The following is a 21,071-nucleotide window of genomic DNA, read 5'->3' as shown; positions in this document are numbered from 1 at the left end:
GGAGACCGCGATGAGCGCACCCGACGGCAGCCCGGTCGGCGCCGAACGGAGCATCGGCCAGCTGGTCGCCTCGGCGACCAGCGAGATGTCGGCACTGGTGCACGACGAGATCGCGCTGGCCAAGGCCCAGCTCAGGCAGGACGTCAAGCGGGGCGCGGTGAGCGGCGGCGTCTTCACGGTGGCCGGCCTGATCCTGCTGTTCTCCCTGCCCATGCTCAACTTCGCCCTCGCCTACGGCATTCGGACCTGGAGCGGCTTGAACCTCGCCGTCTGCTTCGTGCTGTCCTTCGCGGCGAACGTCCTGGTCACCGGCGTCCTCGGGCTGATCGGCCTGTACTTCGCGCAGAAGGCCAAGAAGGGCAAGGGGCCGCAGAAGGTGGCCGCGTCCATGAAGGAGTCGGCGGGCGTCCTGCAGAAGGCCAAGCCGCACCCGCGCCCGGAGCTGTCGCGGGATCGTGCGCCCGAAGCCATCGAGGCTGTGGCACGCTCGTCGTCATGACGGACCCCGCCGCTCCCCCGGCCGTACGGATCGAAGGCCCCTGGACACACCGGGACGTCGCAGCCAACGGCGCCCGCTTCCACATGGCGGAGCTGGGCGACGGCCCGCTGGTGCTGCTGCTGCACGGCTTCCCGCAGTTCTGGTGGACCTGGCGGCGGCAACTGGTCACACTCGCCGACGCGGGCTTCCGGGCCGTCGCCATGGATCTGCGGGGCGTGGGCGGCAGCGACCGCACCCCGCGCGGCTACGACCCCGCCAACCTCGCCCTCGACGTCACCGGAGTGATCCGCTCCCTGGGCGAGCCGGACGCCGCGCTGGTCGGCCATGACCTCGGCGGCTATCTGGCGTGGACGGCCGCCGCGATGCGCCCCAAGCTCGTCCGGCGCCTCGCGGTCGTCTCGATGCCGCACCCGCGACGCTGGCGCGCCGCGATGCTGCGGGACGCCAGGCAGACGGTCGCCGGCTCCTACATCTGGGGCTTCCAGCGGCCATGGGTGCCCGAGCGGCAGCTCACCGCCGACGACGGCGCGCTCGTGGGCCGGCTCATCCAGGACTGGTCCGGGCCCCAGCTGCCGGACGAGCACACGGTGGAGACGTATCAGCGCGCGATGTGCATCCCGTCGACCGCGCACTGCGCGATCGAGCCGTACCGCTGGATGGTGCGGTCCCTGGTCCGCCCGGACGGCATCCAGTTCAACCGCCGTATGAAGCGGCCGGTGCGCGTGCCCACGCTGCATCTGCACGGCTCGCTCGACCCCGTGATGCGCACGCGCAGCGCGGCCGGCTCGGGCGAGTACGTCGAAGCGCCCTACCGCTGGCGACTGTTCGACGGGCTGGGGCACTTCCCCCACGAGGAGGACCCGGTCGCCTTCTCCGCCGAACTCGTCAACTGGCTGAAAGACCCCGAACCCGATCGGTGACCGCGCCGATGCGCCCGGTATCCGGACGGGAACATCTGTCGTACGAACGGCCACATGCCCGGCGCATAGGCCAATTGAGGGGCCTCGGGGCGGTTATCGACCTTGGGGCAGGGGCAGAGGTCCGGGTATGGGCTGGACGCACGACTACAGTGACGCACCCCGCAACCGCCGCTCGGCCAGTGGCCTGAATTCCCATCGGCCGGGCACGCCACAGACGCCGGACACGGACCTGCGCGTGGGAATCCCGCGCATCCTGCGCCGCCGGGCCCGCTGGGTCTCGGTACGCCTGCGTCACGCCCGCGGCTGAGCACCTCGCCGGGCCGCCCTACAGGGCGCAGTTGTCGGTCCCCACCTGCTCGTTCGCCGTACGTCCCCGGGCGATGTCCTGCTGGATCTCGTCGGCCGTGAGCGCGTACCCGGTCGCGGCGTCGTCGAGGGACTTCGCGAACACCACGCCGTACACCTTGCCGTCGGGCGTGAGCAGCGGGCCACCGGAGTTGCCCTGGCGGACGGTCGCGTACAGGGAGTAGACGTCGCGGCGGACGGTGCCGCGGTGGTAGATGTCCGGGCCGTTGGCCGTGATGCGGCCGCGCACACGTGCGGCACGGACGTCATAGGCCCCGTTCTCCGGGAAACCCGCGACGATCGCGCTGTCGCCGCTCGCCGCGTCCTGCGACGTGAACCGCAGGGCGGGCGCCCTGAGGTCCGGTACGTCGAGTACGGCGATGTCGCGCCGCCAGTCGTAGAGGACGACCTTCGCGTCGTACCTGCGGCCGACCCCGCCTATCTGCACGGTGGGCTCGTCCACGCCGCCGACCACGTGCGCGTTGGTCATGATGCGACGGTCGGCGAAGGCGAAGCCGGTGCCCTCCAGGACCTTGCCGCACTTCTGGGCGGTGCCCATGACCTTCACGATGGATTTCTGGGCGCGGATGGCCACGGCGCTGCCCGCCAGCGCCGGGTCGGGCGGCTGGACGTCGGTGATCGGCTCGTTCGAGAACGGGCTGAAGACCTGCGGGAAGCCGTTCTGCGCGAGGACCGAGGAGAAGTCCGCGAACCAGGTGTCGGCCTGCGTGGGCAGCGCCCGGGAGACCCCGAGCAGCACCTTGGAGCCGCGGACCTCCTTGCCCAGGGTCGGCAGTGTCGTACCGGCGAGCGCCGAACCGATCAGCCAGGCGACCAGCAGCATCGCCACGACATTGACCAGCGCGCCGCCCGTCGCGTCCAGGGCACGAGCCGGTGACCACGTGATGTGCCGGCGCAGCTTGTTGCCGAGGTGGGTGGTCAGTGCCTGCCCGACTGAGGCGCAGACGATGACGACGATCACCGCGACGACGGCGGCGGTCGTGTTGACCTCCGCGTTGTCGGTGAGGGCGTCCCAGATCACGGGCAGCACATAGACCGCGACGAGCCCGCCGCCGAGGAAGCCGATCACCGACAGGATGCCGACGACGAAGCCCTGGCGGTAGCCCACGATCGCGAACCACACGGCGGCGATCAGCAGCAGGATGTCCAGCACATTCACTTGTTCAGGCCTCGCCTCGTCACGCTCCGGTCCGACCGGCCAGGCCGGAGTGCCGAGGGGAGCCCCCCGGGAATACACAGCACGGACGCCACCCTGTCATGACCGCCAGTCGAGCGGGACCTGCCTGTCTCCGTCCCACGGGCGCTCCCAGCCCGCGTAGTGCAGCAGGCGGTCGATGATCCCCGCCGTGAAGCCCCACACCAGCGCCGATTCGACCAGGAATGCCGGACCTCGGTGGCCGCGGGGGTGCACGGCGGTGGCTCTGTTGACCGGGTCCGTGAGATCCGCCACGGGGACGGTGAAGACCCGCGCGGTCTCGTTCGGGTCGACGACGCCGACCGGGCTCGGCTCGCGCCACCAGCCGAGGACCGGCGTCACGACGAAGCCGCTGACCGGGATGTACAGCTTGGGCAGCACGCCGAAGAGCTGTACGCCGCGGGGGTCGAGCCCGGTCTCCTCCTCGGCCTCGCGGAGAGCGGCCCGCAGCGGCCCGTCGGCCGTCGGGTCGCCGTCCTCGGGGTCGAGGGCGCCACCGGGGAAGGCGGGCTGGCCGGCGTGCGAGCGAAGGGAGCCCGCCCGCTCCATGAGAAGCAGCTCGGGGCCGCGCTCGCCCTCGCCGAACAGGATCAGCACGGCCGACTGCCGTCCCGCCCCGTTCTTCGGCGGCAGAAAGCGGCTGAGCTGCAGCGGCTCGACCGTCTCCGCCGCGTGCACCACCGGGTCCAGCCAGCCGGGAAGCCCCTCCTTGCTGAGCGACACCGGTCCGGTCCGCGTACTGCACGGGTGCGGGCTCTTCGCGTGCGCGGCGTCGGCATGCGTCCCGTTCGCGCGCGCGGTGCTCGTGGCCGCGGTGCCCGCCTCCGCGTCGCTCGCATGCGGACCGCCGGTGTGCGTCCCGCTGATGTGCGTCATGACCACCCCCGTTCTGCCGAGTCCAACGCCCTGCGGGGCCGGGATCGTTCCAACCGGTCAAGCCAGGTTGACCGGCCCCTCACCCGGCCCCCAGCGGCGGCGCCGGCCTGCCACCCGCGTCGAGGTAGGCCTGCGGCGGCTTGAGGCGCTGGCCGGGGAAGCCGCCCTTCTCGTACTTCAGCAGCTTCTTCGCCTTCTCCGGGTCGGTCTCGCCCTCGCCGTACGCCGGGCAGAGCGGGGCGATGGGGCAGGCGCCGCAGGCGGGCTTGCGGGAGTGGCAGATGCGGCGGCCGTGCCAGATCACGTGGTGCGAGAGGTCGGTCCACTCGTTCTTCGGGAACAGCGCGCCGACGGCCGCCTCGATCTTGTCGGGGTCCGTCTCCTCGGTCCACTGCCAGCGCCGCACCAGCCGCTGAAAGTGGGTGTCCACGGTGATCCCGGGGCGACCGAAGGCGTTGCCGAGGACCACGAAGGCGGTCTTGCGGCCCACTCCGGGCAGCTTCACGAGGTCTTCCAGGCGGCCGGGGACCTCGCCGCCGAACTGCTCGGTCAGCGCCTTGGACAGCCCTATGACCGACTTCGTCTTGGCCCGGAAGAAGCCGCACGGACGCAGGATCTCCTCGACCTCCTCCGGGTTGGCTGCGGCCAGGTCCTCGGGCGAGGGGTACTTGGCGAAGAGCGTCGGGGTGGTCTGGTTGACCCTGAGGTCGGTGGTCTGGGCGGACAGCACCGTGGCGATCAGCAGCTGGAAGGGGTTCTCGAAGTCCAGCTCGGGGTGGGCGTACGGGTACACCTCGGCGAGTTCGCGGTTGATCCGGCGGGCCCGGCGGACGAGCGCGGCACGCGACTCGTTCTTCGGGGGCTTCGCGACGGCGGCCTTCACGGCCTTCACGGCCTTCTCGGCACCAGACGCTCCGGCTGCCGCCTTCTTGGCGGCTGCCTTCTTGGCAGCCACTTTCCTGACGGGTGTCTTCTTGGCGGCGGCCGGCTTCGCGGCGGCCGCCTTCTCTGCCGCCTTCTTGACGGCCGTCGACTTCACGGGTGCCGCCTTCTTCGCCGGGGCCGTCTTGTTCGCGGCCTCCGCCTCGTTCGCGGGCGCCGGAGCCATCTTCTTCGTCGGCACCTTTTCTGCCGATTTCACCTTTTTACTACCACCGCTCGGGCCCTGTTCGCCCACAGCGGAATCGCGACGTACAACCACCCGCCCAGCCCCCTCGGCCTGTGCTCTACCGGCGATTTGGACACCCGGCCAGCCTAAGCCCCGGCACCGACATCCGCCCCGGACCCCGGGGATCGGCCCCCGATTGGCCCCCTGCCGCTTACCTCGGGACACCTGTGCGGCATCCTTGTGACAGATCACACTGTTTGGACCGTCCGGCAAAATGGGGAGCACGGTCCCCTGGTACACCGGGGGAGCAAGATCCCTTGAGCAGGTCGACAAGGAGAGAACTCGTGGACGACGTTCTGCGGCGCAACCCGCTCTTCGCGGCTCTCGACGACGAGCAGGCCGCGGAGCTGCGCGCCTCCATGAGTGAGGTGACCCTGGCGCGCGGCGATTCCCTCTTCCACGAGGGCGACCCGGGCGACCGGCTGTACGTGGTCACCGAGGGCAAGGTCAAGCTGCACCGCACCTCACCCGACGGCCGCGAGAACATGCTGGCCGTCGTCGGTCCCAGCGAGCTGATCGGCGAGCTGTCGCTGTTCGACCCGGGCCCGCGAACGGCGACGGCGACCGCGCTGACCGAGGTCAAGCTGCTCGGTCTCGGCCACGGCGACCTCCAGCCCTGGCTGAACGCGCGTCCTGAGGTGGCCGGCGCCCTGCTGCGCGCCGTCGCCCGCCGTCTGCGCAAGACCAACGACGCGATGTCGGACCTCGTCTTCTCCGACGTGCCCGGCCGTGTGGCGCGCGCCCTGCTGGACCTCTCCCGCCGCTTCGGCGTGCAGTCCGAGGAGGGCATCCACGTCGTCCACGACCTCACGCAGGAGGAGCTGGCCCAGCTGGTCGGCGCGTCCCGCGAGACCGTGAACAAGGCGCTCGCCGACTTCGCCCAGCGCGGGTGGCTCCGCCTGGAGGCGCGGGCCGTGATCCTGCTGGACGTCGAACGGCTCGCCAAGCGCTCCCGCTGACGCTCAGGGGCAGCCGCCCCGAGGCGGACCCTCCGGGGGCAGCCGCCCGACGCTGGCCCTTGAGGGGCAGCCGCCTCGGATGACGGCGAGGCCGGCGCCGTGGTCGATCCCGGTGGGGGCCTCGCCCTGAGAGCCGTACGACGGCCCCCACGCGCGCGTGCCGACGCGGTACGCGCGCGTGGGGCGCGATGTCCGCCTGGCTGTTGCAACCCTGCCTTGCCGCTTGTCAACGGCGGCCGAGTACGGCTGGGGGACCGGCCGGCGGCCCCTTCTCCATCGGCGTACCTCGATGACCTGGGACGGTGGAGTACGCGCGCGTACAGACCGTGAAGCCCATCGGCCCCGCCCCGACGACGAGCGGGTCAGCCCGGCCCGCCGCCCAGGCCGACGCCCGCACAACCCGACGCCCGTCCGCCGCGCACGCGACTCGACGCCCCGCCCGGCGCCCGGCGGCCGCCCCCGTTCGATCAGATCAGTCCGTGTTCGCCGAGGTACTCCAGCTGGGCCCTCACCGACAGTTCCGCCGCGGGCCACAGGGAGCGGTCCACGTCGGCGTAGACGTGGGCCACGACCTCGGCCGGGGTGCGGTAGCCGTCCTCGACGGCCGTCTCGATCTGGGCGAGCCGATGCGCGCGGTGGGCGAGATAGAACTCGACGGCGCCCTGGGCGTCCTCCAGGACCGGGCCGTGGCCCGGCAGCACGGTGTGGACGCCGTCGTCGACCGTGAGGGACCTCAGCCGGCGCAGGGAGTCCAGATAGTCGCCCAGGCGGCCGTCGGGGTGCGCCACGACCGTCGTGCCGCGGCCGAGGACGGTGTCCCCGGTGAGCACCGCCCCGTCGGCCGGGAGGTGGAAGCACAGCGAGTCCGCGGTGTGGCCCGGGGTGGGTACGACCCGCAGCTCCAGGCCGCCGGTGGTGACCACGTCACCCGCGCCCAGCCCCTCGTCGCCGAGCCGGAGCGCCGGGTCCAGCGCACGCACCTTGGTGCGGGTCAGTTCGGCGAACCGGGCGGCCCCCTCCGCGTGGTCGGGATGGCCGTGCGTGAGCAGGGTCAGCGCGACGCGTCTGCCCGCCTTCTCGGCCGTGTCCACGACCGTGCGGAGGTGGTCGTCGTCCAGCGGGCCCGGGTCGATGACCACGGCCAGGTCGGAGTCGGGCTCCGAGACGATCCAGGTGTTGGTGCCGTCCAGGGTCATGGCGGAGGCGTTGGGCGCGAGCACGTTGACGGCCCGCGCCGTGGCCGGGCCCGACAGGGCCTTGCCCCGGGGCTGGCCGGGCAGGGCTGCTGCGTCCGTCATGCGGGGCCTCCACCGGTGGGGGCGGTCGGTGCGGTAGGGATGTGCTTGGTGAACTCGTCATGGCCCGGCCAGGCCAGCACGATCCCGCCGTCGACCAGGCGCGCGCGGGCCAGCACGGGCGTCATGTCGCGCGCGGGCGCGGCGGCCAGCGCCTCGGCCGCGGTTGCGTACGACGACAGCTGCCGCAGGGTCGCGATGGTGGGCGGCATCATCAGCAGCTCGCCCCTGTCGTACCCGGCCGCGGCCTCGGCGGGCCGGATCCACACCGTGCGGTCGGCCTCCGTGGAGGCGTTGCGGGTGCGCTGGCCCGTGGGGAGCACGGCCACGAAGAACCAGGTGTCGTAGCGGCGGGACTCGAACTCCGGAGTGATCCAACGGGTCCAGGCGGCCAGCAGGTCGGAGCGCAGCACCAGTCCGCGGCGGTCCAGGAACTCGGCGAAGGACAGCTCGCGGGCGACCAGGGCCGCCCGGCCCGCCTCCCAGTCCTCGCCGGTGGTGTCACCGGCCACCGACGCGGCCGTCGGCCCGGCCAGCAGGACGCCCGCCTCCTCGTACGTCTCCCGTACGGCGGCGCAGACGATCGCCTGTGCCCCCGTCTCGTCGACGCCCAGCCGTTCGGCCCACCACGCGCGCGTGGGGCCCGCCCAGCGGACCTGGTGGTCGTCGTCGCGGGGGTCGACGCCGCCGCCGGGATACGCGTACGCGCCTCCGGCGAAGGCCATGGAGGCGCGTCTGCGCAGCATGTGGACGGCGGGGCCGTGCGGGGTGTCCTTCAGGAGCAGCACCGTGGCCGCGCGCCTGGCCGGCACCGGTGTGAGGGTGCCTTCCGAGAGCGCGCGGATGCGGTCCGGCCACTCCTGTGGGTACCACTGCCCGTTCGCCATGGGCGGAGGCTATCCCGATGTGCGCGAATGTTCGAGAGGCGCCCGGGGCCGGGGCCTCACGGCACCAGTTCGACCTGGACCTCCACCTCCACCGGGGCGTCCAGCGGCAGCACGGCGACGCCGACCGCACTGCGCGCGTGCACGCCCTTCTCGCCCAGGACCTCGGCGAGCAGTTCGCTGGCGCCGTTGACGACACCGGGCTGGCCCGTGAAGTCCGCGGCCGAGGCCACGAAGCCGACGACCTTCACCACGCGCGCGATGCGGTCCAGATCGCCCGTGACGGACTTGACGGCGGCCAGGGCGTTGAGCGCGCAGGTGCGCGCCAGTTCCTTGGCCTCCTCGGCGGTGACCTCGGCGCCCACCTTGCCGGTGACCGGCAGCTTGCCCTCCACCATCGGCAGCTGGCCCGAGGTGTAGACGTACGCGCCGGTCTGGACGGCCGGCTGGTAGGCGGCCAGCGGGGGCACGACCTCCGGCAGGGTCAGACCGAGTTCGGCGAGCCTCGTCTCGACGGCGCCCATCACTGCTTCTCCCGCTTCAGGTAGGCCACCAGCTGCTCGGGGTTGTTCGGCCCGGGCACGACCTGGACGAGCTCCCAGCCGTCCTCGCCCCAGGTGTCCAGAATCTGCTTCGTGGCATGGACGAGCAGCGGCACGGTTGCGTATTCCCACTTGGTCATGCGGCGACTGTATCCGCTGTTATCCACAGCCTCCCGCGTAGCCCGACGGCGGACTGGTTAGTCTCGAAGACGTGAGCAGGCTCCAGGTCGTCAGCGGCAAGGGCGGGACCGGAAAGACCACGGTCGCCGCGGCTCTCGCGCTGGCTCTCGCCACCGAGGGGAAGCGGACGCTTCTCGTGGAGGTCGAGGGCAGGCAGGGCATCGCACAGCTCTTCGAGACGGAGGCGCTGCCCTACGAGGAGCGGAAGATCGCCGTCGCTCCGGGGGGCGGCGAGGTGTACGCCCTCGCCATCGATCCCGAACTGGCTCTTCTGGACTACCTCCAGATGTTCTACAAGCTGGGCAGCGCGGGCCGCGCCCTGAAGAAGCTCGGCGCGATCGACTTCGCCACCACCATCGCCCCGGGCCTCAGGGACGTCCTGCTGACCGGCAAGGCGTGCGAGGCGGTACGCCGCAAGGACAGGAACGGCCGGTTCGTGTACGACTACGTCGTCATGGACGCGCCGCCGACGGGGCGCATCACCCGTTTCCTGAATGTGAACGACGAGGTCGCGGGCCTGGCGAAGATCGGCCCGATACACAATCAGGCGCAGGCCGTGATGCGGGTGCTGAAGTCCCCCGAGACCGCCGTGCATCTGGTCACCCTGCTGGAGGAGATGCCGGTCCAGGAGACCGCGGACGGCATCGCCGAACTGCGGGCGGCCCGGCTGCCGGTGGGCCGGGTCATCGTGAACATGGTGCGGCCGGAGGTGCTGGACGCGGCCGACCTCGACCTCGTGGGCACCGTGTCGCGCACCGCCGTGGCCCGTGCGCTGTCCGCCGCCGGGCTGGGCGGGGCGCGGCGCGGCGGGAACGCCGAGCGGCTGGTGGACCCGCTCCTTGAGCAGGCCGCGGAGTACGCCGAGCGGTACGCGTTGGAGCAGGAGCAGCGTGCGGTCCTGGGTGAGCTGGAGCTGCCGCTGCACGAACTGCCGCTGCTCGCCGAGGGCATGGACCTCGCGGGCCTGTACGAACTCGCCACCGAGCTGCGCGAACAGGGGATGACATGAGTCCGGACCCGGCCCACGCACAGGACACCGCACGCCATCGTCTCTCCCCCGCGCGCGTGCTCGACATCGATCCGCTGCTCGACGATCCCGATACCCGGATCGTGGTGTGCTGCGGTTCGGGCGGGGTCGGCAAGACCACGACCGCGGCTGCCCTGGGGCTGCGGGCCGCCGAGCGCGGCCGGAAAGTGGTCGTGCTCACCATCGACCCGGCGCGCCGGCTGGCCCAGTCGATGGGCATCGACTCGCTGGACAATGTGCCGCGCCGGGTGAAGGGCACCGAGGACCGAGCAGGCGCCTCGGGCGGCGATCCGGCCGGGGACGGCGGCGGGCGACGGGCGGGCGGGGAGCTGCACGCCATGATGCTCGACATGAAGCGCACCTTCGACGAGGTCGTCGAGGCGCACGCGGATCCGGAGCGGGCCGCCGCGATCCTGGCCAACCCCTTCTACCAGTCGCTCTCGGCGGGCTTCGCGGGCACGCAGGAGTACATGGCGATGGAGAAGCTGGGCCAGCTGCGGGCGAAGGACGAGTGGGACCTCATCGTGGTCGACACCCCGCCGTCCCGCTCCGCGCTGGACTTCCTGGACGCGCCCAAGCGGCTCGGTTCCTTCCTGGACGGGCGGCTGATCCGGCTGCTGACCGCGCCGGCGAAGCTGGGCGGCTGGGCGGGGATGAAGTTCCTGAACGCGGGGATGTCGATGATGACCGGCACCCTGGGCAAGCTGTTGGGCGGTCAGCTGCTGAAGGACGTACAGACGTTCGTGGCCGCGATGGACACCACCTTCGGCGGCTTCCGTACCCGCGCGGACGCCACGTACAAACTGCTCCAGGCGCCCGGCACGGCGTTCTTGGTGGTGGCGGCCCCGGAGCGGGACGCACTGCGCGAGGCCGCCTACTTCGTGGAGCGGCTGGCCGCCGAGGACATGCCGCTGGTCGGCCTGGTGCTCAACCGCGTCCACGGCAGCGGCGCCGACCGGCTGTCGGCCGAGCGGGCGCTCGCCGCCGCGGAAAATCTTGAGGAGCCCGGCATTGTGGATCAGGGGGAGGGGAAAGCTGGACTTCGTAACTCTCCCGAGCCGTCTGACAGTTCAGAATCCCCCGCTGCTTCCTCCGCGTCCGAGCCGCGCTCCCCGGGCACGGACCCGGATGTCGACCAGCTGACCGCAGGTCTGCTGAGGCTGCACGCCGACCGTATGCAGTTGCTCTCCCGCGAGCAGCGCACGCGTGACCGCTTCACCGCGCGCCATCCCGAGGTGGCCGTGGTGGAAGTGGCCGCGCTCCCCGGTGATGTGCATGACCTCGCGGGGCTGCGGGACATCGGCGACCGGCTCGCGGCCAAACGGCCGGAGCTGCCCGAAACGCGTACCGATGCGTGAGAGGGGACGTCCTCTCACGCATGAGAGAGGACGACGTCTCAGCTGACCGCCGCGTAGTTCTCGTACACCTCGTCGTCGTCGAGGGGCACGATCCCGGCCCCTCGTTCGTACTCCGAACGCGCGGTCTCCAGGAGCCTGCGCCAGGAGGTCACGGTGGGGCGCCTGCGCAGCAGTGCGCGGCGCTCGCGCTCCGTCATGCCTCCCCACACACCGAATTCCACGCGATTGTCCAGCGCATCGGCCAGGCATTCGGTGCGTACCGGGCATCCGGTGCACACTGCCTTGGCTCTGTTCTGCGCTGCTCCCTGAACGAACAGTTCATCCGGATCGGTAGTGCGGCAGGCGGCCTGCGCACTCCAGTCGGTTACCCAGCCCATACCGGCGCCGTCCTCTCCCGAATCGAGGCTCCCCCACGGCGGCAGCGGCATATTCACCGCAGCCAGTTGAGGACGTTACGGAAGGCGGGCACAGCGCAACACCCCCGTCGGGCCCAATCTTGAATGGCCCGAACGGACTATGGGTAAGCGGCAGATCACCCGCGGGAGTGAGCTGGTGACATGCGTGATCATCCCGGCAAAGCGGGACAGTTATGGTGCGCCACAACGGACGCCGCGTGACACACGAGGCGGATTCGGACACGCCTCCAACACACCCCGACATGCCCGACGGAGGAACCCGTCGGAGAAAGCCGGGAAGATCCGGAACGATTCGGGGTCGCCGGACGTATTGATAGGTGACCGCGCTACTGTGACAGTTGAGAGCAGCTTAGGCCAAGGCATATACGCGTGTCCGGCGAATGAGAACGTAGGCTGCCCCTATGCCAAAGAAGCGCTCGGGCGGTGGTCTGTCGCCAACGCAGCAGGCCGCCAAGTTCCTCGGTGTCAGTGTCCTCGCAGGAGCCGTCATGGCCGGCATCGCGCTGCCCGCGGCGGGCGCGCTCGGCCTCGCGGCCAAGGGCTCGGTGCAGGGATTCGACGAGATCCCGGCCAACCTGAAGAGCCCCCAGCTCAGCCAGCGGACCACGATCCTGGACAGCCAGGGTCAGCAGATCGCCACGGTCTACTCACGGGACCGCACGGTGGTGGAGCTCAAGGACATCTCGCCGTACATGCAGAAGGCCATCGTCGCGATCGAGGACTCGCGCTTCTATGTGCACGGCGCGGTCGACCTGAAGGGCGTACTGCGCGCCCTGAACAAGAACGCGCAGAGCGGCGGGGTCGCCCAGGGCGCCTCCACGCTCACCCAGCAGCTGGTGAAGAACTACTTCATCGAGGAGGCCGGCGACGACCCGACCAAGGTCGCCGAGGCCACCCAGCAGACACTGGGCCGCAAGGTCCGCGAACTGAAGTACGCGATCCAGATCGAGGAGAAGCTCGGCAAGAAGAAGATCCTGGAGAACTACCTGAACATCACGTTCTTCGGGCAGCAGGCCTACGGCGTCGAGGCCGCCGCCCAGCGTTACTTCTCCAAGCACGCCAAGGACCTCAACCTCCAGGAATCGGCGCTGCTCGCGGGCATCGTGCAGTCCCCCAGCCGCTACGACCCGGTCAACGACGAGGCCGAGGCCACCAAGCGGCGCAACGTGGTCCTCCAGCGCATGGCCGAGGTCGGCGACGTCTCCCAGCAGGAGGCCGACAAGGCCAAACAGGCCCCGCTCGGCCTGAAGGTCAGCCAGCCGAAGAACGGCTGCATCACCGCGACCAAGGGCGCCAGTTTCTTCTGCAAGTACGTCGAGAACGTCTTCCTCAGCGACCCGGTCTTCGGCAAGACCAAGGAAGCCCGCGCGAAGATCTGGAACCGCGGCGGCCTGACGATCCGCACCACCCTGGACCAGCAGGCCCAGGACTCCGTCCAGGCCTCGCTCAAGGACCACATCAACAAGTCGGACTCGGTGGCCGCCGCCGCCACCCTGGTCGAGCCCGGCACGGGCAAGATCCTCGCCATGGGCCAGTCGAAGCCGTACGGCTACGCGAAGGACGAGACCGAGTACAACTACTCGGTCAACCGCGACATGGGCGGTTCGAACTTCGGCTTCCCGACCGGTTCGACCTTCAAGCCGTTCGTGGCCGCGGCGGCGGTCGAGGGCGGCAAGCCCCCGACGCAGGAGTACCCGTCGCCGTACAAGATGGAGTACCCGAGCCCGGTCCAGCGCTGCGACAGCCGGCCCTATGTCAACAACGACCACACGACCGCCGAGAACGAGAACAAGGCGGAGGTCGGCCCCTACCGGATGAAGGAGGCGATGGCCAAGTCGGTCAACACCTACTTCGTCCAGATGATCGCCGACATCGGGCTGTGCCCGGTGATGAAGATGGCCGACGCGCTGCACGTGGTGCAGGGCAACGGCGACAAGCTGCCCGAGGAGCCCGCCATCGCGCTCGGCGCGGTGGGCCTGTCCCCGCTGACCATGGCGAGCGCGTACGCCTCCTTCGCCTCGCGCGGCATGTACTGCACGCCGGTCGCCATCGAGTCGATCACCCAGAAGGTGGGCAACGAGCGGAAGTCCCTTGAGGTGCCCAAGTCGACGTGCTCGCGCGCGATGAGCGAGCAGACCGCCGACACGGTCAACACCCTGCTGCGCGGCGTGGTCGACTCGGGCACCGGCCAGCAGGCCGGCCTCACCGACCGCGAGAGCGCCGGCAAGACGGGTACCACGGACGAGCGCAAGAACGCCTGGTTCGTCGGCTACACGCCGAACATGTCCGGCGCGGTCTGGGTCGGCGGCCCCAAGCAGAACGTCAAGATGCGGAACATCACCATCGGCGGTGTCTACCGCCCGCTCGTCTACGGCGGTGAGGTCCCCGGCCCGATCTGGAAGGACGCCATGACCGGCGCCCTGCAGGGCAAGCCCGTCCAGTCCTTCAACCTCGTCGACATCCCGGACGACAACGGGGACGGCAACGGGCACGGCAGGGACCGGGGCGACGGAAACGGCAACGGCGACAACCGCGGCGGGGACAACGGCGGCATCATCGGCGGCCTGACGGACGGCGGCGCGAACGGCGGCGCCAACCCGGCCCCCACCATCTCCTTCCCGGGCAACTTCATCCAGGGCCAGGGCAACGGAGGCCGAAACGGAAACGGGGGGCATCGGCCTTAGCGCGGGAGCCGCAGCGGCCTTAGCGCGAGGGCGGCAACAGCTTTGGCGCGGGGCGCCAGCGGCTTTGGCGCGGGGCGGCAGCGGCTTTAGCACCGGGGCGCACCGGGCGGAGGGGCAACGGCCCTGGTGCTTGGGCGCGCCGGGCGGTGAGGGCAGCGGCCTTGACACCGGGGCCCGAGGAACGGTGAGGGCAGCGGGCTTGCGCCGCGGCGCACCGGGCGGAGGGGCGACGGATCGGGCGCTTCGGGGGCGGTGGCTCGGGGCGCTTCGGCTGGGAGGCCGGGCGGCTCGGGCTCCTCGGCTCGGCGCGCTTCGGAAGGCCGGTGGCTCCGGGCGCTTCGCGCAAGTGACTCGCAGTACGGGTGTCTCGGGTGAAGGCCGGCGGTTCGGGGCGCTTCGCGCAGGGATTGGCGGCACGGGCGCCTCGGCTCGGGCCGGTGGCTCGGGGCGCTTCGGCTGGGAGGCCGGGCGGCTCGGGGCGTTGGTTGATGTCTGACGCGGCGGCGCCGCACCCTGACTTGGGTGCGGCCCCGTTACGTAAGGTGGGGGTGGGTTGGATCGGCTCGGGCACGTCGAATGCCGTACGGCCGGTCGCTGTGGGGCCCGGGGCCACTCCCGGGCCGAAGGGGCCGACCTGCCGGAGGGGCGGGCAGGGGACGGCTGGGCCAAGCCGGGGCCGGCGCGCTCGCCTGGCGGGAGCAGTTCAGCACCGGACTTCCGGGCTCGCCCAGGACGAGCGGTCCACCTCGGGGTCCGCTGGGCCACCGGTGCAGGTGGGCCGCCCCGGGCACGCCCCAGACAGAGCCCGAGGCCGACCTCCAGCCGAGAGCCCGCTGGACCACCCGTGCGGGGCCCGTGCGGGGGCCCGACCCGGCGAGAACCCCGGGCCAATTCCGCGTCAGCCCAGGGTTCACGGGCCCCAGCGCGCGTGGCCACCCCGGTCCGGCCCCGAAAAGAACACAGGCCAGCCCGGCGCACCCGGCCCGGCCCCGAAAAGAACCCCAGGCCAGCCTCGGCACACCCAGGCCAGCCCCGAAAAGAACCCCAGGCCAGTGCTGGCACAGCCCCGGGTCAGCCCTGGAGCAGCTTTTTGACCGCCGCGGCGACCCGGCCGCCCTCCGCCTGACCCGCCACCTTCGGGTTCACGATCTTCATCACGGCGCCCATGGCCCGCGGCCCCTCCGCACCGGCCGCCTTCGCCTCTTCCACGGCCTGGGCGACGATCGCGTTCAGCTCCTCGTCGGACAGCTGCTTGGGCAGGTAGGCAGCAAGTACCTCGCCCTCCGCCTTCTCCCGCTCGGCCTGCTCGGCCCGGCCACCCTGCGCGAAGGCATCCGCCGCCTCCCGGCGCTTCTTGGCCTCTTTGGTGATCACCTTCAGAACCTCGTCGTCGGACAGCTCACGCTTCTCCTTGCCCGCGACCTCCTCCTTGGTGATCGCGGCGAGCGTCAGCCGGAGCGTCGAGGAGCGGAGTTCGTCACGCTCCTTGATCGCGGCGTTGAGGTCGTCGTGCAGCTTCGACTTGAGCGTGGTGGTCATGGGTCCGATTGTCGCAGGTACGAGAGCCCGGTCGCCCGTTGATTTCAGGGGCGGCCGGACGCGGCACAGGGTCCCGGGTCTGACACGATGGTCGTATGCGCGCGCGATACGGAGTACCCCTGGGAGTCATGGCGGTCGGCGCCGCCGGTCTGGCCTACGCGGCGGGGTTCGAGGCCCGTTTCTTCCGGCTCCGCCGAGTCACGGTCCCCGTCCTGCCCCCGGGCATGCGCCCACTGCGCGTGCTTCAGGTCTCCGACATCCACATGGTGAGCGGCCAGCGCAAGAAGCAGCGCTGGCTGCGCTCGCTGGCCGGCCTGCGCCCCGACTTCGTGATCAACACGGGCGACAACCTGTCCGACCCGGAGGGCGTACCCGAGGTACTGGACTCGCTCGGCCCCCTGATGGAGTTCCCCGGCGCGTACGTCTTCGGCTCCAACGACTACTACGGCCCCAAACCCCGCAACCCCGCCCGCTACTTGCTGGAGAGGGCGAGCGGCCGCCACGGCCTGAACGGCAACCCGCCGGTCGTGGGCGCGATCCACAACCCGTGGGAGGACCTGCGGGACGGCTTCGACGCGGCGGGCTGGCTGAACCTGACGAACACGAGAGGCGTGCTGAAGATCGAGGGCGTCTCGGTGGAGATGACGGGCCTGGACGACCCGCACATCAAGCGCGACCGCTACGAACGCGTGGCCGGCGGCCCATCGAGCGGCGCGGACTTCTCGATGGGCGTGGTGCACGCTCCGTACCTGCGCGTACTGGACGCGTACGCGGCGGACGGCTACCCCCTGATCCTGGCCGGCCACACGCACGGCGGCCAGCTGTGCATCCCCTTCTACGGCGCCCTGGTCACCAACTGCGACCTGGACGCGGACCGGGTGAAGGGCCTGTCCACGCACACGGCGCAGGACCGTACGTCCTATCTGCACGTCTCCGCGGGCTGCGGCACCAACCGCTACACCCCCGTACGGTTCGCGTGTCCACCGGAGGCGACGCTGCTGACGCTGGTGGGACGGGAGTAGCGGAAAGCAAGCTGGTGCCAGGCGGGGCGAAGCGGGGAGCACGGAGCCGAGCCCCACCGGACGACAACAAGGAACCGATGAGGGGAACCGGCCGTAGGACCGACCCGCCGGCCTGCCCGAGGGCATTCCCAATACCGCCCCCATTCCGGAATTAACCCAACCAGCCCACCCCATATCGCCCGTTTCGCCCATTCTGCTTAGCGTGAAGGCATGACGGCCCCGATACCCAGGGAGATCCCGGACCTTCCCGCGGTCCCGGGCATGCCCGTACTGAAGCCCTCGTACGTCCCCGCCGCCGCAGTGATGGCCCCCGTCCCCCGCCCGCTGACGGCGCTGTACCGCCTGCTCGTCGCCCTGATGGCCCTCGCGGGCGTCGCACTGGAGCTGCTGCTCGGCTCGCCGACCCGCGCGCTGAGCTACTTCAGCGTCCAGAGCAACGCCTTCCTGGCCCTGGTCATGGTCATCTCGGCCCACCGCGCGTGGGCGGCCCGCCGCCCCCTGCCGGCCATCGTCACAGGAGCCGCACTGCTCTACGTCCTGACCGCCGGCCTCGCCTACCACCTGCTCCTCGGACACACCACGCCGCCGTTCTCCATGACGGACGCGACCACACCGCCGACCCCGTGGCACGGCCAGTGGACGGCCCTCCAGCTCCTCCACACCGCGACCCCGATCGCGGCGCTCCTGGACTGGCTCCTGCTCACCGCCCGCGGCCGCCTGCACCTCCGCCAGACCGCCGCCTGGCTCGTCTACCCCCTGGCCTACCTGGCCTTCTACCTCGGCAGGGCCGAACTGCTGATCCCCGGCACGGCCGGCCGCTACCTCTACCCCTTCCTGGACGCCGGCCACCACGGCTACCGCGGCACCCTCGCCAACGCCCTCCTCATCGGCCTCGCCATCTACGCCCTGGCCATCGTCCTGATCCTCCTCGACCACACCCGCCCGAACCTCGTCCGCCGCCGCGCCAAAACCGGATTTCGTCTCCGGCCACCGGTGGGCTAAAGTAAACGACGTCGCCGCGACAGCAGCGACACCGGGGTGTAGCGCAGCTTGGCAGCGCGCTTCGTTCGGGACGAAGAGGTCGTGGGTTCAAATCCCGCCACCCCGACGCTGGTCAGAGGGCCAATCGCATGATCGCGATTGGCCCTCTTTCATGCCCGGGGGGCCAAACAGGGGGCCAAACGAAGTTGATCAGGCTACCTCGTCGCCCTCTTCCTGCTCCTCCGCGTCCTCCCCTTGCTGGTCATCGGTGAAGATGTCGTCCATCGCTTCGGCTCCCTTCGTGATCACGGGCCGGAGCTGTTTGCGGTAGACCGCCTCGGTCGTCGCCTGGCTGCTGTGACCGACCAGCAGTGCGATGGTCTCCAGCGGGATGCCATGGTCCGAGAGCAGGGACACGAAGCTGTGCCGGAGCTCCCGCGGCGTCCACTCCGGCTTTAGGTCGGCCTTTCGAACGATGGCTTTGAAGTCACGCCGGACGTTGGCCGCGTCGAGCGGCTCGCCGGTACGGGTGGTGAAGACGCGACCGGCCGGGCTCCACTCCATCCCTCGTGAGGCACGTTCCTTAATTCTGCCACCTCAGGTGCTCTTCGAGGACGTCGACCACCTGCTTCGGGAGAGCGATGGTTCGCCGGCTCTTCCGGGTCTTCGTCTCGCCGTGCTTGCGCACAGAGCGCCACACCGCGACGTGCGGCGGGATGCCGTCCTTCGTCTCAAGGAAGACGTGATCCCAGGTGAGGGGCCGCGCCTCTTCCGTGCGCACATCGCTGAGCAGCGAGAGCACGAGGTAGGCGTACAGCCGTGACGGGCGCGCGGCGGCGAGCACGGCTTTCGCCTGCTCCAAGTTGAGTGCCTTGCTCGGACGGCCGGGGCGCCCCTCCGGCGCGGTGACAAGTAGGGCGACGTTCCGCGCGGCCTTGTCCCTGCGCTGAGCGTGCGCGATGGAGCGGCGCAGGATGGCGAGCAGGTCACGCAGGCTCCGCGTCGCGAGGAATTCGGCCCTGTCGTCCAACCAGTCGTCGACATCGTCCGCGCTGAGTTCCTTCAGCTTGGCCTTGCCGATAAACGGGATCAGGTGCTTGTTCGCCATCGAGCGGTTCTTGCCGATGGTGCCCTTCTCGTCGCGCCCCTTCAGGCCGCGCTCCAACCAGTCGTTCACCGCGTCGGCCACGGTGTAGTGGGCCGGAGCCTTGACTCCGGTCTGCACCTCCTTCTTCAAGTCCCGGATCTTCTGGCGCACTTCGGTTTTCGTCTTGCCGTACACCTTCGGCCGACGGCGCTTGCCGTTCGGGGCGTACCCCGGGGAGACGGCCCCCACATAACTCTTCTTGACGGGGTCCCAATAGATCGTGTCCGCGCCGTGGCCGGCCCTCTGGGCGCGCTTCGACCACGCTGAGGTGGCCGGGTGGGCACACGAGATGCGGGCTTGGTTCACCCTCACGACCGGCGACTACCGCGGCGTCATCGCGGCGTCGCAGGCCGGGCTTGAAGGGGCGAAGCATCACGGGGTGGCCGTTCAACTCGCAGCGCAGGAAGCCAAGGCGTGGGCACGGCTCGGGGACCGCCGGCAAGTCGAGGTCGCCCTCGACAAGGGGCGCAGAATGCTCGAAGGGATGCCGCTTCTTCGACGCGGTCCCCGACCACCGCGAGGACGACGACCCACCGAACACCGGCCAGCTGTGGGTCTACGGCCTACGCATGGGCAGCAACTTTACTCTCAAACAGCGCCCGCTGAAGGCCAAGCACCTCGCCGACTTCGAGCACCGGGCCTTCCCCGCCGACGACCCGCACCGCCAGAGCCGCAAGGATCGGCAGCCCGACGTCTTCCGCCCCTTCGACGCCAGCGAACTGCTCGCCGACGAGAGGGTGAGTCTCGACATTGGCCTGCTCGACCCCTCCGCCTCCGAGGCCGGGGAGTCACCCTCCATCGAGCAACTGACGGTCTCCGTCACCGACGACCTGAGGCGGGCGCTGGCCGAGATCGAGGCGTTCACTCAGGAACTGGGGGTGAAACTGCCCGCGCAGGCCGACTGACCTGGGCGGATACCGGTGTCCTGAGCGAGGATGGGGCTGCTCTTCGGGGCTGGGCGGGATTTCGTCACGGTCACGGTCCACGCTCGTAGGACAACCAACCGGGGCGGCGAGAAACTTCCCTAGTAGCGAGTTCGGCGGCGCCGCGGCCGGACGGCGGACAAGGTCTCACCGGCGACGATGCGACTGGTCGCGAGGTGCATCACTGCGGGACCCGGCCTACTGAAACTCGCGTGGGCGCCGGCCAAGTGAAGACTGGCTGCTACGAGCGGAAGGAAGGTGTCGTCCAGGCGACGACGCCGTGGAAGCCGTCCCTTGCCGTCGACCGAGCGGTCCCGGCTGTGGTCCGGTCGGTCGCCACGCACCGTACGGTGGCCTCGCCTGCGGGGTTGGACGCCAGACCCGCACGGCCATACCGCCTGGATGATGCGTACCCTCGCCCTCCAGGCCCTCAGCCTCAAGCAGTCCCACCGATGAGTCGACCTCGAGCCGTCTCGCCAAAGTCAGTTGTGACGGGCGACCGCCACGGGACAGCAGCAGGTGCTTTCCGTGACAACATGACGTTTACGTGATCAGGGAAGGGGCCTGACGCCGCCTTGTGAAACGCTTTTCGACCCCTTGCCGTGGGTGAGTGAGCCGGTGTTCCTCAGCCTGTGTTGCGGCGTTGCCCGCACTCATTCCTGTTCGGCCTGCTCGTCGAGCAGTGTCCGTGCCAGTTCTGAGAGGGTTGCGCCACCGTCCAGAGTCCAGCGTGCGGGGCCCTGGACCGCCACAGGCGCTTCCTCCCAGCCGGCGAGCTCGTAGAGGTTCAGGACCAGCCGCGTCGGCGAGTATGCACGCCCGTCTACCGCCCACACTAGGCACCGCGTACGGTCGTTCACCCAGGTTGCCTCACCGCGTCGGGGGTCCTCGGCTAGCCAGGGGGTGAGCGCATCGATCTCGGGTTTGTTCCACAGACGTAGGTGGACTGGTGTCCCGTTCCTGATCTTCGCGTGGTCCACGAGGGTGGGCACAGCGTTGGGGCGGCGTGGCTTGCGCTTGCTCTCCTTTGTGGCCTTGTAGATGGCTGGCAGGTCGGGGATGACCCCTTCCCGTTCGGCGTCACGCAGCA

The 21,071-nt window shown here is 70.5% G+C and carries 19 protein-coding genes, 1 tRNA gene and 2 pseudogenes; 11 read left to right on the top strand and 11 right to left on the bottom strand.

Features of this window, described 5'->3' with window-relative positions; all coding sequences use genetic code 11:
• Window positions 1–10 precede the first annotated feature (10 nt).
• From AC27LF_RS39900 to AC27LF_RS39890, 3 genes are all read left to right on the top strand, one after another.
• Complete coding sequence (locus AC27LF_RS39900; protein WP_479661275.1) at window positions 11–499, top strand: phage holin family protein; 489 nt, start codon at window positions 11–13, stop codon at window positions 497–499.
• Window positions 496–1,419 (top strand): alpha/beta fold hydrolase, encoded by a 924-nt coding sequence (locus tag AC27LF_RS39895; RefSeq protein WP_479661274.1) that lies wholly within the window; start codon window positions 496–498, stop codon window positions 1,417–1,419. Before AC27LF_RS39900 ends, AC27LF_RS39895 begins: the two co-directional genes overlap by 4 nt.
• Window positions 1,420–1,546: 127 nt before the next feature.
• Window positions 1,547–1,726 carry a hypothetical protein gene (locus tag AC27LF_RS39890; protein ID WP_479661273.1) on the top strand — a complete coding sequence of 60 codons (180 nt, stop codon included), beginning with the start codon at window positions 1,547–1,549 and terminating at the stop codon, window positions 1,724–1,726.
• 18 nt (window positions 1,727–1,744) lie between these two features.
• Here the strand turns inward: AC27LF_RS39890 and AC27LF_RS39885 are convergent, their stop codons facing one another.
• The 3 genes from AC27LF_RS39885 to nth form a co-directional block, all read right to left on the bottom strand.
• On the bottom strand, window positions 1,745–2,944 hold the full coding sequence (locus AC27LF_RS39885; protein ID WP_479661272.1) for a MarP family serine protease: 1,200 nt from the start codon (window positions 2,942–2,944) through the stop codon (window positions 1,745–1,747).
• Between the two features lie 96 nt (window positions 2,945–3,040).
• Entirely contained in the window at window positions 3,041–3,703 is a 663-nt protein-coding gene (locus tag AC27LF_RS39880) for an NUDIX hydrolase (protein ID WP_479661301.1), read from the bottom strand.
• 232 nt (window positions 3,704–3,935) lie between these two features.
• Window positions 3,936–4,964 (bottom strand): endonuclease III, encoded by a 1,029-nt coding sequence (gene nth, locus AC27LF_RS39875; protein ID WP_479661300.1) that lies wholly within the window; start codon window positions 4,962–4,964, stop codon window positions 3,936–3,938.
• Window positions 4,965–5,308: 344 nt separating this feature from the next.
• Here nth and AC27LF_RS39870 point away from each other — a divergent pair, with 344 nt between their 5' ends.
• A complete protein-coding gene (locus AC27LF_RS39870) occupies window positions 5,309–5,983 on the top strand; it encodes a Crp/Fnr family transcriptional regulator (RefSeq protein WP_023547771.1) in 675 nt (224 codons plus the stop codon).
• A 467-nt stretch (window positions 5,984–6,450) separates the two neighbouring features.
• On the opposite strand, the gene AC27LF_RS39865 is transcribed toward AC27LF_RS39870, so the two are convergent.
• From AC27LF_RS39865 to sp36, 4 genes are read right to left on the bottom strand one after another with little or no spacing between them, the layout of a single operon-like run.
• Window positions 6,451–7,281, bottom strand: coding sequence for an MBL fold metallo-hydrolase (locus AC27LF_RS39865; RefSeq protein ID WP_479661271.1), 831 nt, complete (start codon window positions 7,279–7,281; stop codon window positions 6,451–6,453).
• Entirely contained in the window at window positions 7,278–8,165 is an 888-nt protein-coding gene (locus AC27LF_RS39860; RefSeq protein ID WP_479661270.1) for an NUDIX hydrolase, read from the bottom strand. Before AC27LF_RS39860 ends, AC27LF_RS39865 begins: the two co-directional genes overlap by 4 nt.
• Window positions 8,166–8,221: 56 nt before the next feature.
• On the bottom strand, window positions 8,222–8,686 hold the full coding sequence (locus tag AC27LF_RS39855; protein ID WP_479661269.1) for a RidA family protein: 465 nt from the start codon (window positions 8,684–8,686) through the stop codon (window positions 8,222–8,224).
• Window positions 8,686–8,844 carry a Sp36 family protein gene (sp36, locus tag AC27LF_RS39850; RefSeq protein ID WP_003991873.1) on the bottom strand — a complete coding sequence of 53 codons (159 nt, stop codon included), beginning with the start codon at window positions 8,842–8,844 and terminating at the stop codon, window positions 8,686–8,688. The genes AC27LF_RS39855 and sp36 overlap by 1 nt, the downstream gene beginning before the upstream one ends.
• 71 nt (window positions 8,845–8,915) lie before the next feature.
• Between sp36 and bagA the strand changes: the two genes are divergently transcribed.
• Together bagA and bagB are read left to right on the top strand one after the other, a co-directional pair.
• The gene (gene bagA / locus AC27LF_RS39845) at window positions 8,916–9,893 is read left to right on the top strand and encodes an ATPase BagA (RefSeq protein WP_479661268.1); all 978 of its coding nucleotides are present in this window, start codon (window positions 8,916–8,918) and stop codon (window positions 9,891–9,893) included.
• Window positions 9,890–11,269, top strand: coding sequence for an ATPase BagB (gene bagB / locus AC27LF_RS39840; RefSeq protein WP_479661267.1), 1,380 nt, complete (start codon window positions 9,890–9,892; stop codon window positions 11,267–11,269). The genes bagA and bagB overlap by 4 nt, the downstream gene beginning before the upstream one ends.
• Window positions 11,270–11,307: 38 nt before the next feature.
• Here bagB and wblA read toward each other — a convergent pair whose 3' ends face one another.
• The gene (gene wblA, locus AC27LF_RS39835; protein WP_388715710.1) at window positions 11,308–11,646 is read right to left on the bottom strand and encodes a transcriptional regulator WblA; all 339 of its coding nucleotides are present in this window, start codon (window positions 11,644–11,646) and stop codon (window positions 11,308–11,310) included.
• Between the two features lie 440 nt (window positions 11,647–12,086).
• Here wblA and AC27LF_RS39830 point away from each other — a divergent pair, with 440 nt between their 5' ends.
• A complete protein-coding gene (locus AC27LF_RS39830) occupies window positions 12,087–14,369 on the top strand; it encodes a transglycosylase domain-containing protein (protein ID WP_479661266.1) in 2,283 nt (760 codons plus the stop codon).
• 1,071 nt (window positions 14,370–15,440) lie between these two features.
• Here AC27LF_RS39830 and AC27LF_RS39825 read toward each other — a convergent pair.
• On the bottom strand, window positions 15,441–15,908 hold the full coding sequence (locus AC27LF_RS39825) for a GatB/YqeY domain-containing protein (RefSeq protein ID WP_479661265.1): 468 nt from the start codon (window positions 15,906–15,908) through the stop codon (window positions 15,441–15,443).
• A gap of 95 nt (window positions 15,909–16,003) precedes the next feature.
• Here AC27LF_RS39825 and AC27LF_RS39820 point away from each other — a divergent pair, with 95 nt between their 5' ends.
• From AC27LF_RS39820 to AC27LF_RS39810, 3 genes are all read left to right on the top strand, one after another.
• Window positions 16,004–16,930, top strand: a complete 927-nt coding sequence (locus tag AC27LF_RS39820) for a metallophosphoesterase (RefSeq protein ID WP_479661264.1) — start codon at window positions 16,004–16,006, stop codon at window positions 16,928–16,930.
• A 210-nt stretch (window positions 16,931–17,140) separates the two neighbouring features.
• Entirely contained in the window at window positions 17,141–17,932 is a 792-nt protein-coding gene (locus AC27LF_RS39815; protein ID WP_479661263.1) for a Pr6Pr family membrane protein, read from the top strand.
• 32 nt (window positions 17,933–17,964) lie between these two features.
• A tRNA-Pro gene (locus AC27LF_RS39810) sits at window positions 17,965–18,038 on the top strand.
• A gap of 83 nt (window positions 18,039–18,121) precedes the next feature.
• On the opposite strand, the pseudogene AC27LF_RS39805 reads toward AC27LF_RS39810, so the two are convergent.
• A pseudogene (locus AC27LF_RS39805) lies at window positions 18,122–19,349 on the bottom strand (site-specific integrase).
• 278 nt (window positions 19,350–19,627) lie between these two features.
• Here AC27LF_RS39805 and AC27LF_RS39800 point away from each other — a divergent pair.
• A complete protein-coding gene (locus AC27LF_RS39800) occupies window positions 19,628–19,963 on the top strand; it encodes a hypothetical protein (RefSeq protein WP_479661262.1) in 336 nt (111 codons plus the stop codon).
• A gap of 671 nt (window positions 19,964–20,634) precedes the next feature.
• Here AC27LF_RS39800 and AC27LF_RS39795 read toward each other — a convergent pair.
• Window positions 20,635–21,071: pseudogene (locus AC27LF_RS39795) on the bottom strand (AIPR family protein); the annotation flags it as partial.

This window comes from Streptomyces diversicolor (assembly GCF_057537855.1).
This window is presented reverse-complemented; position numbering and strand designations above follow the sequence as displayed.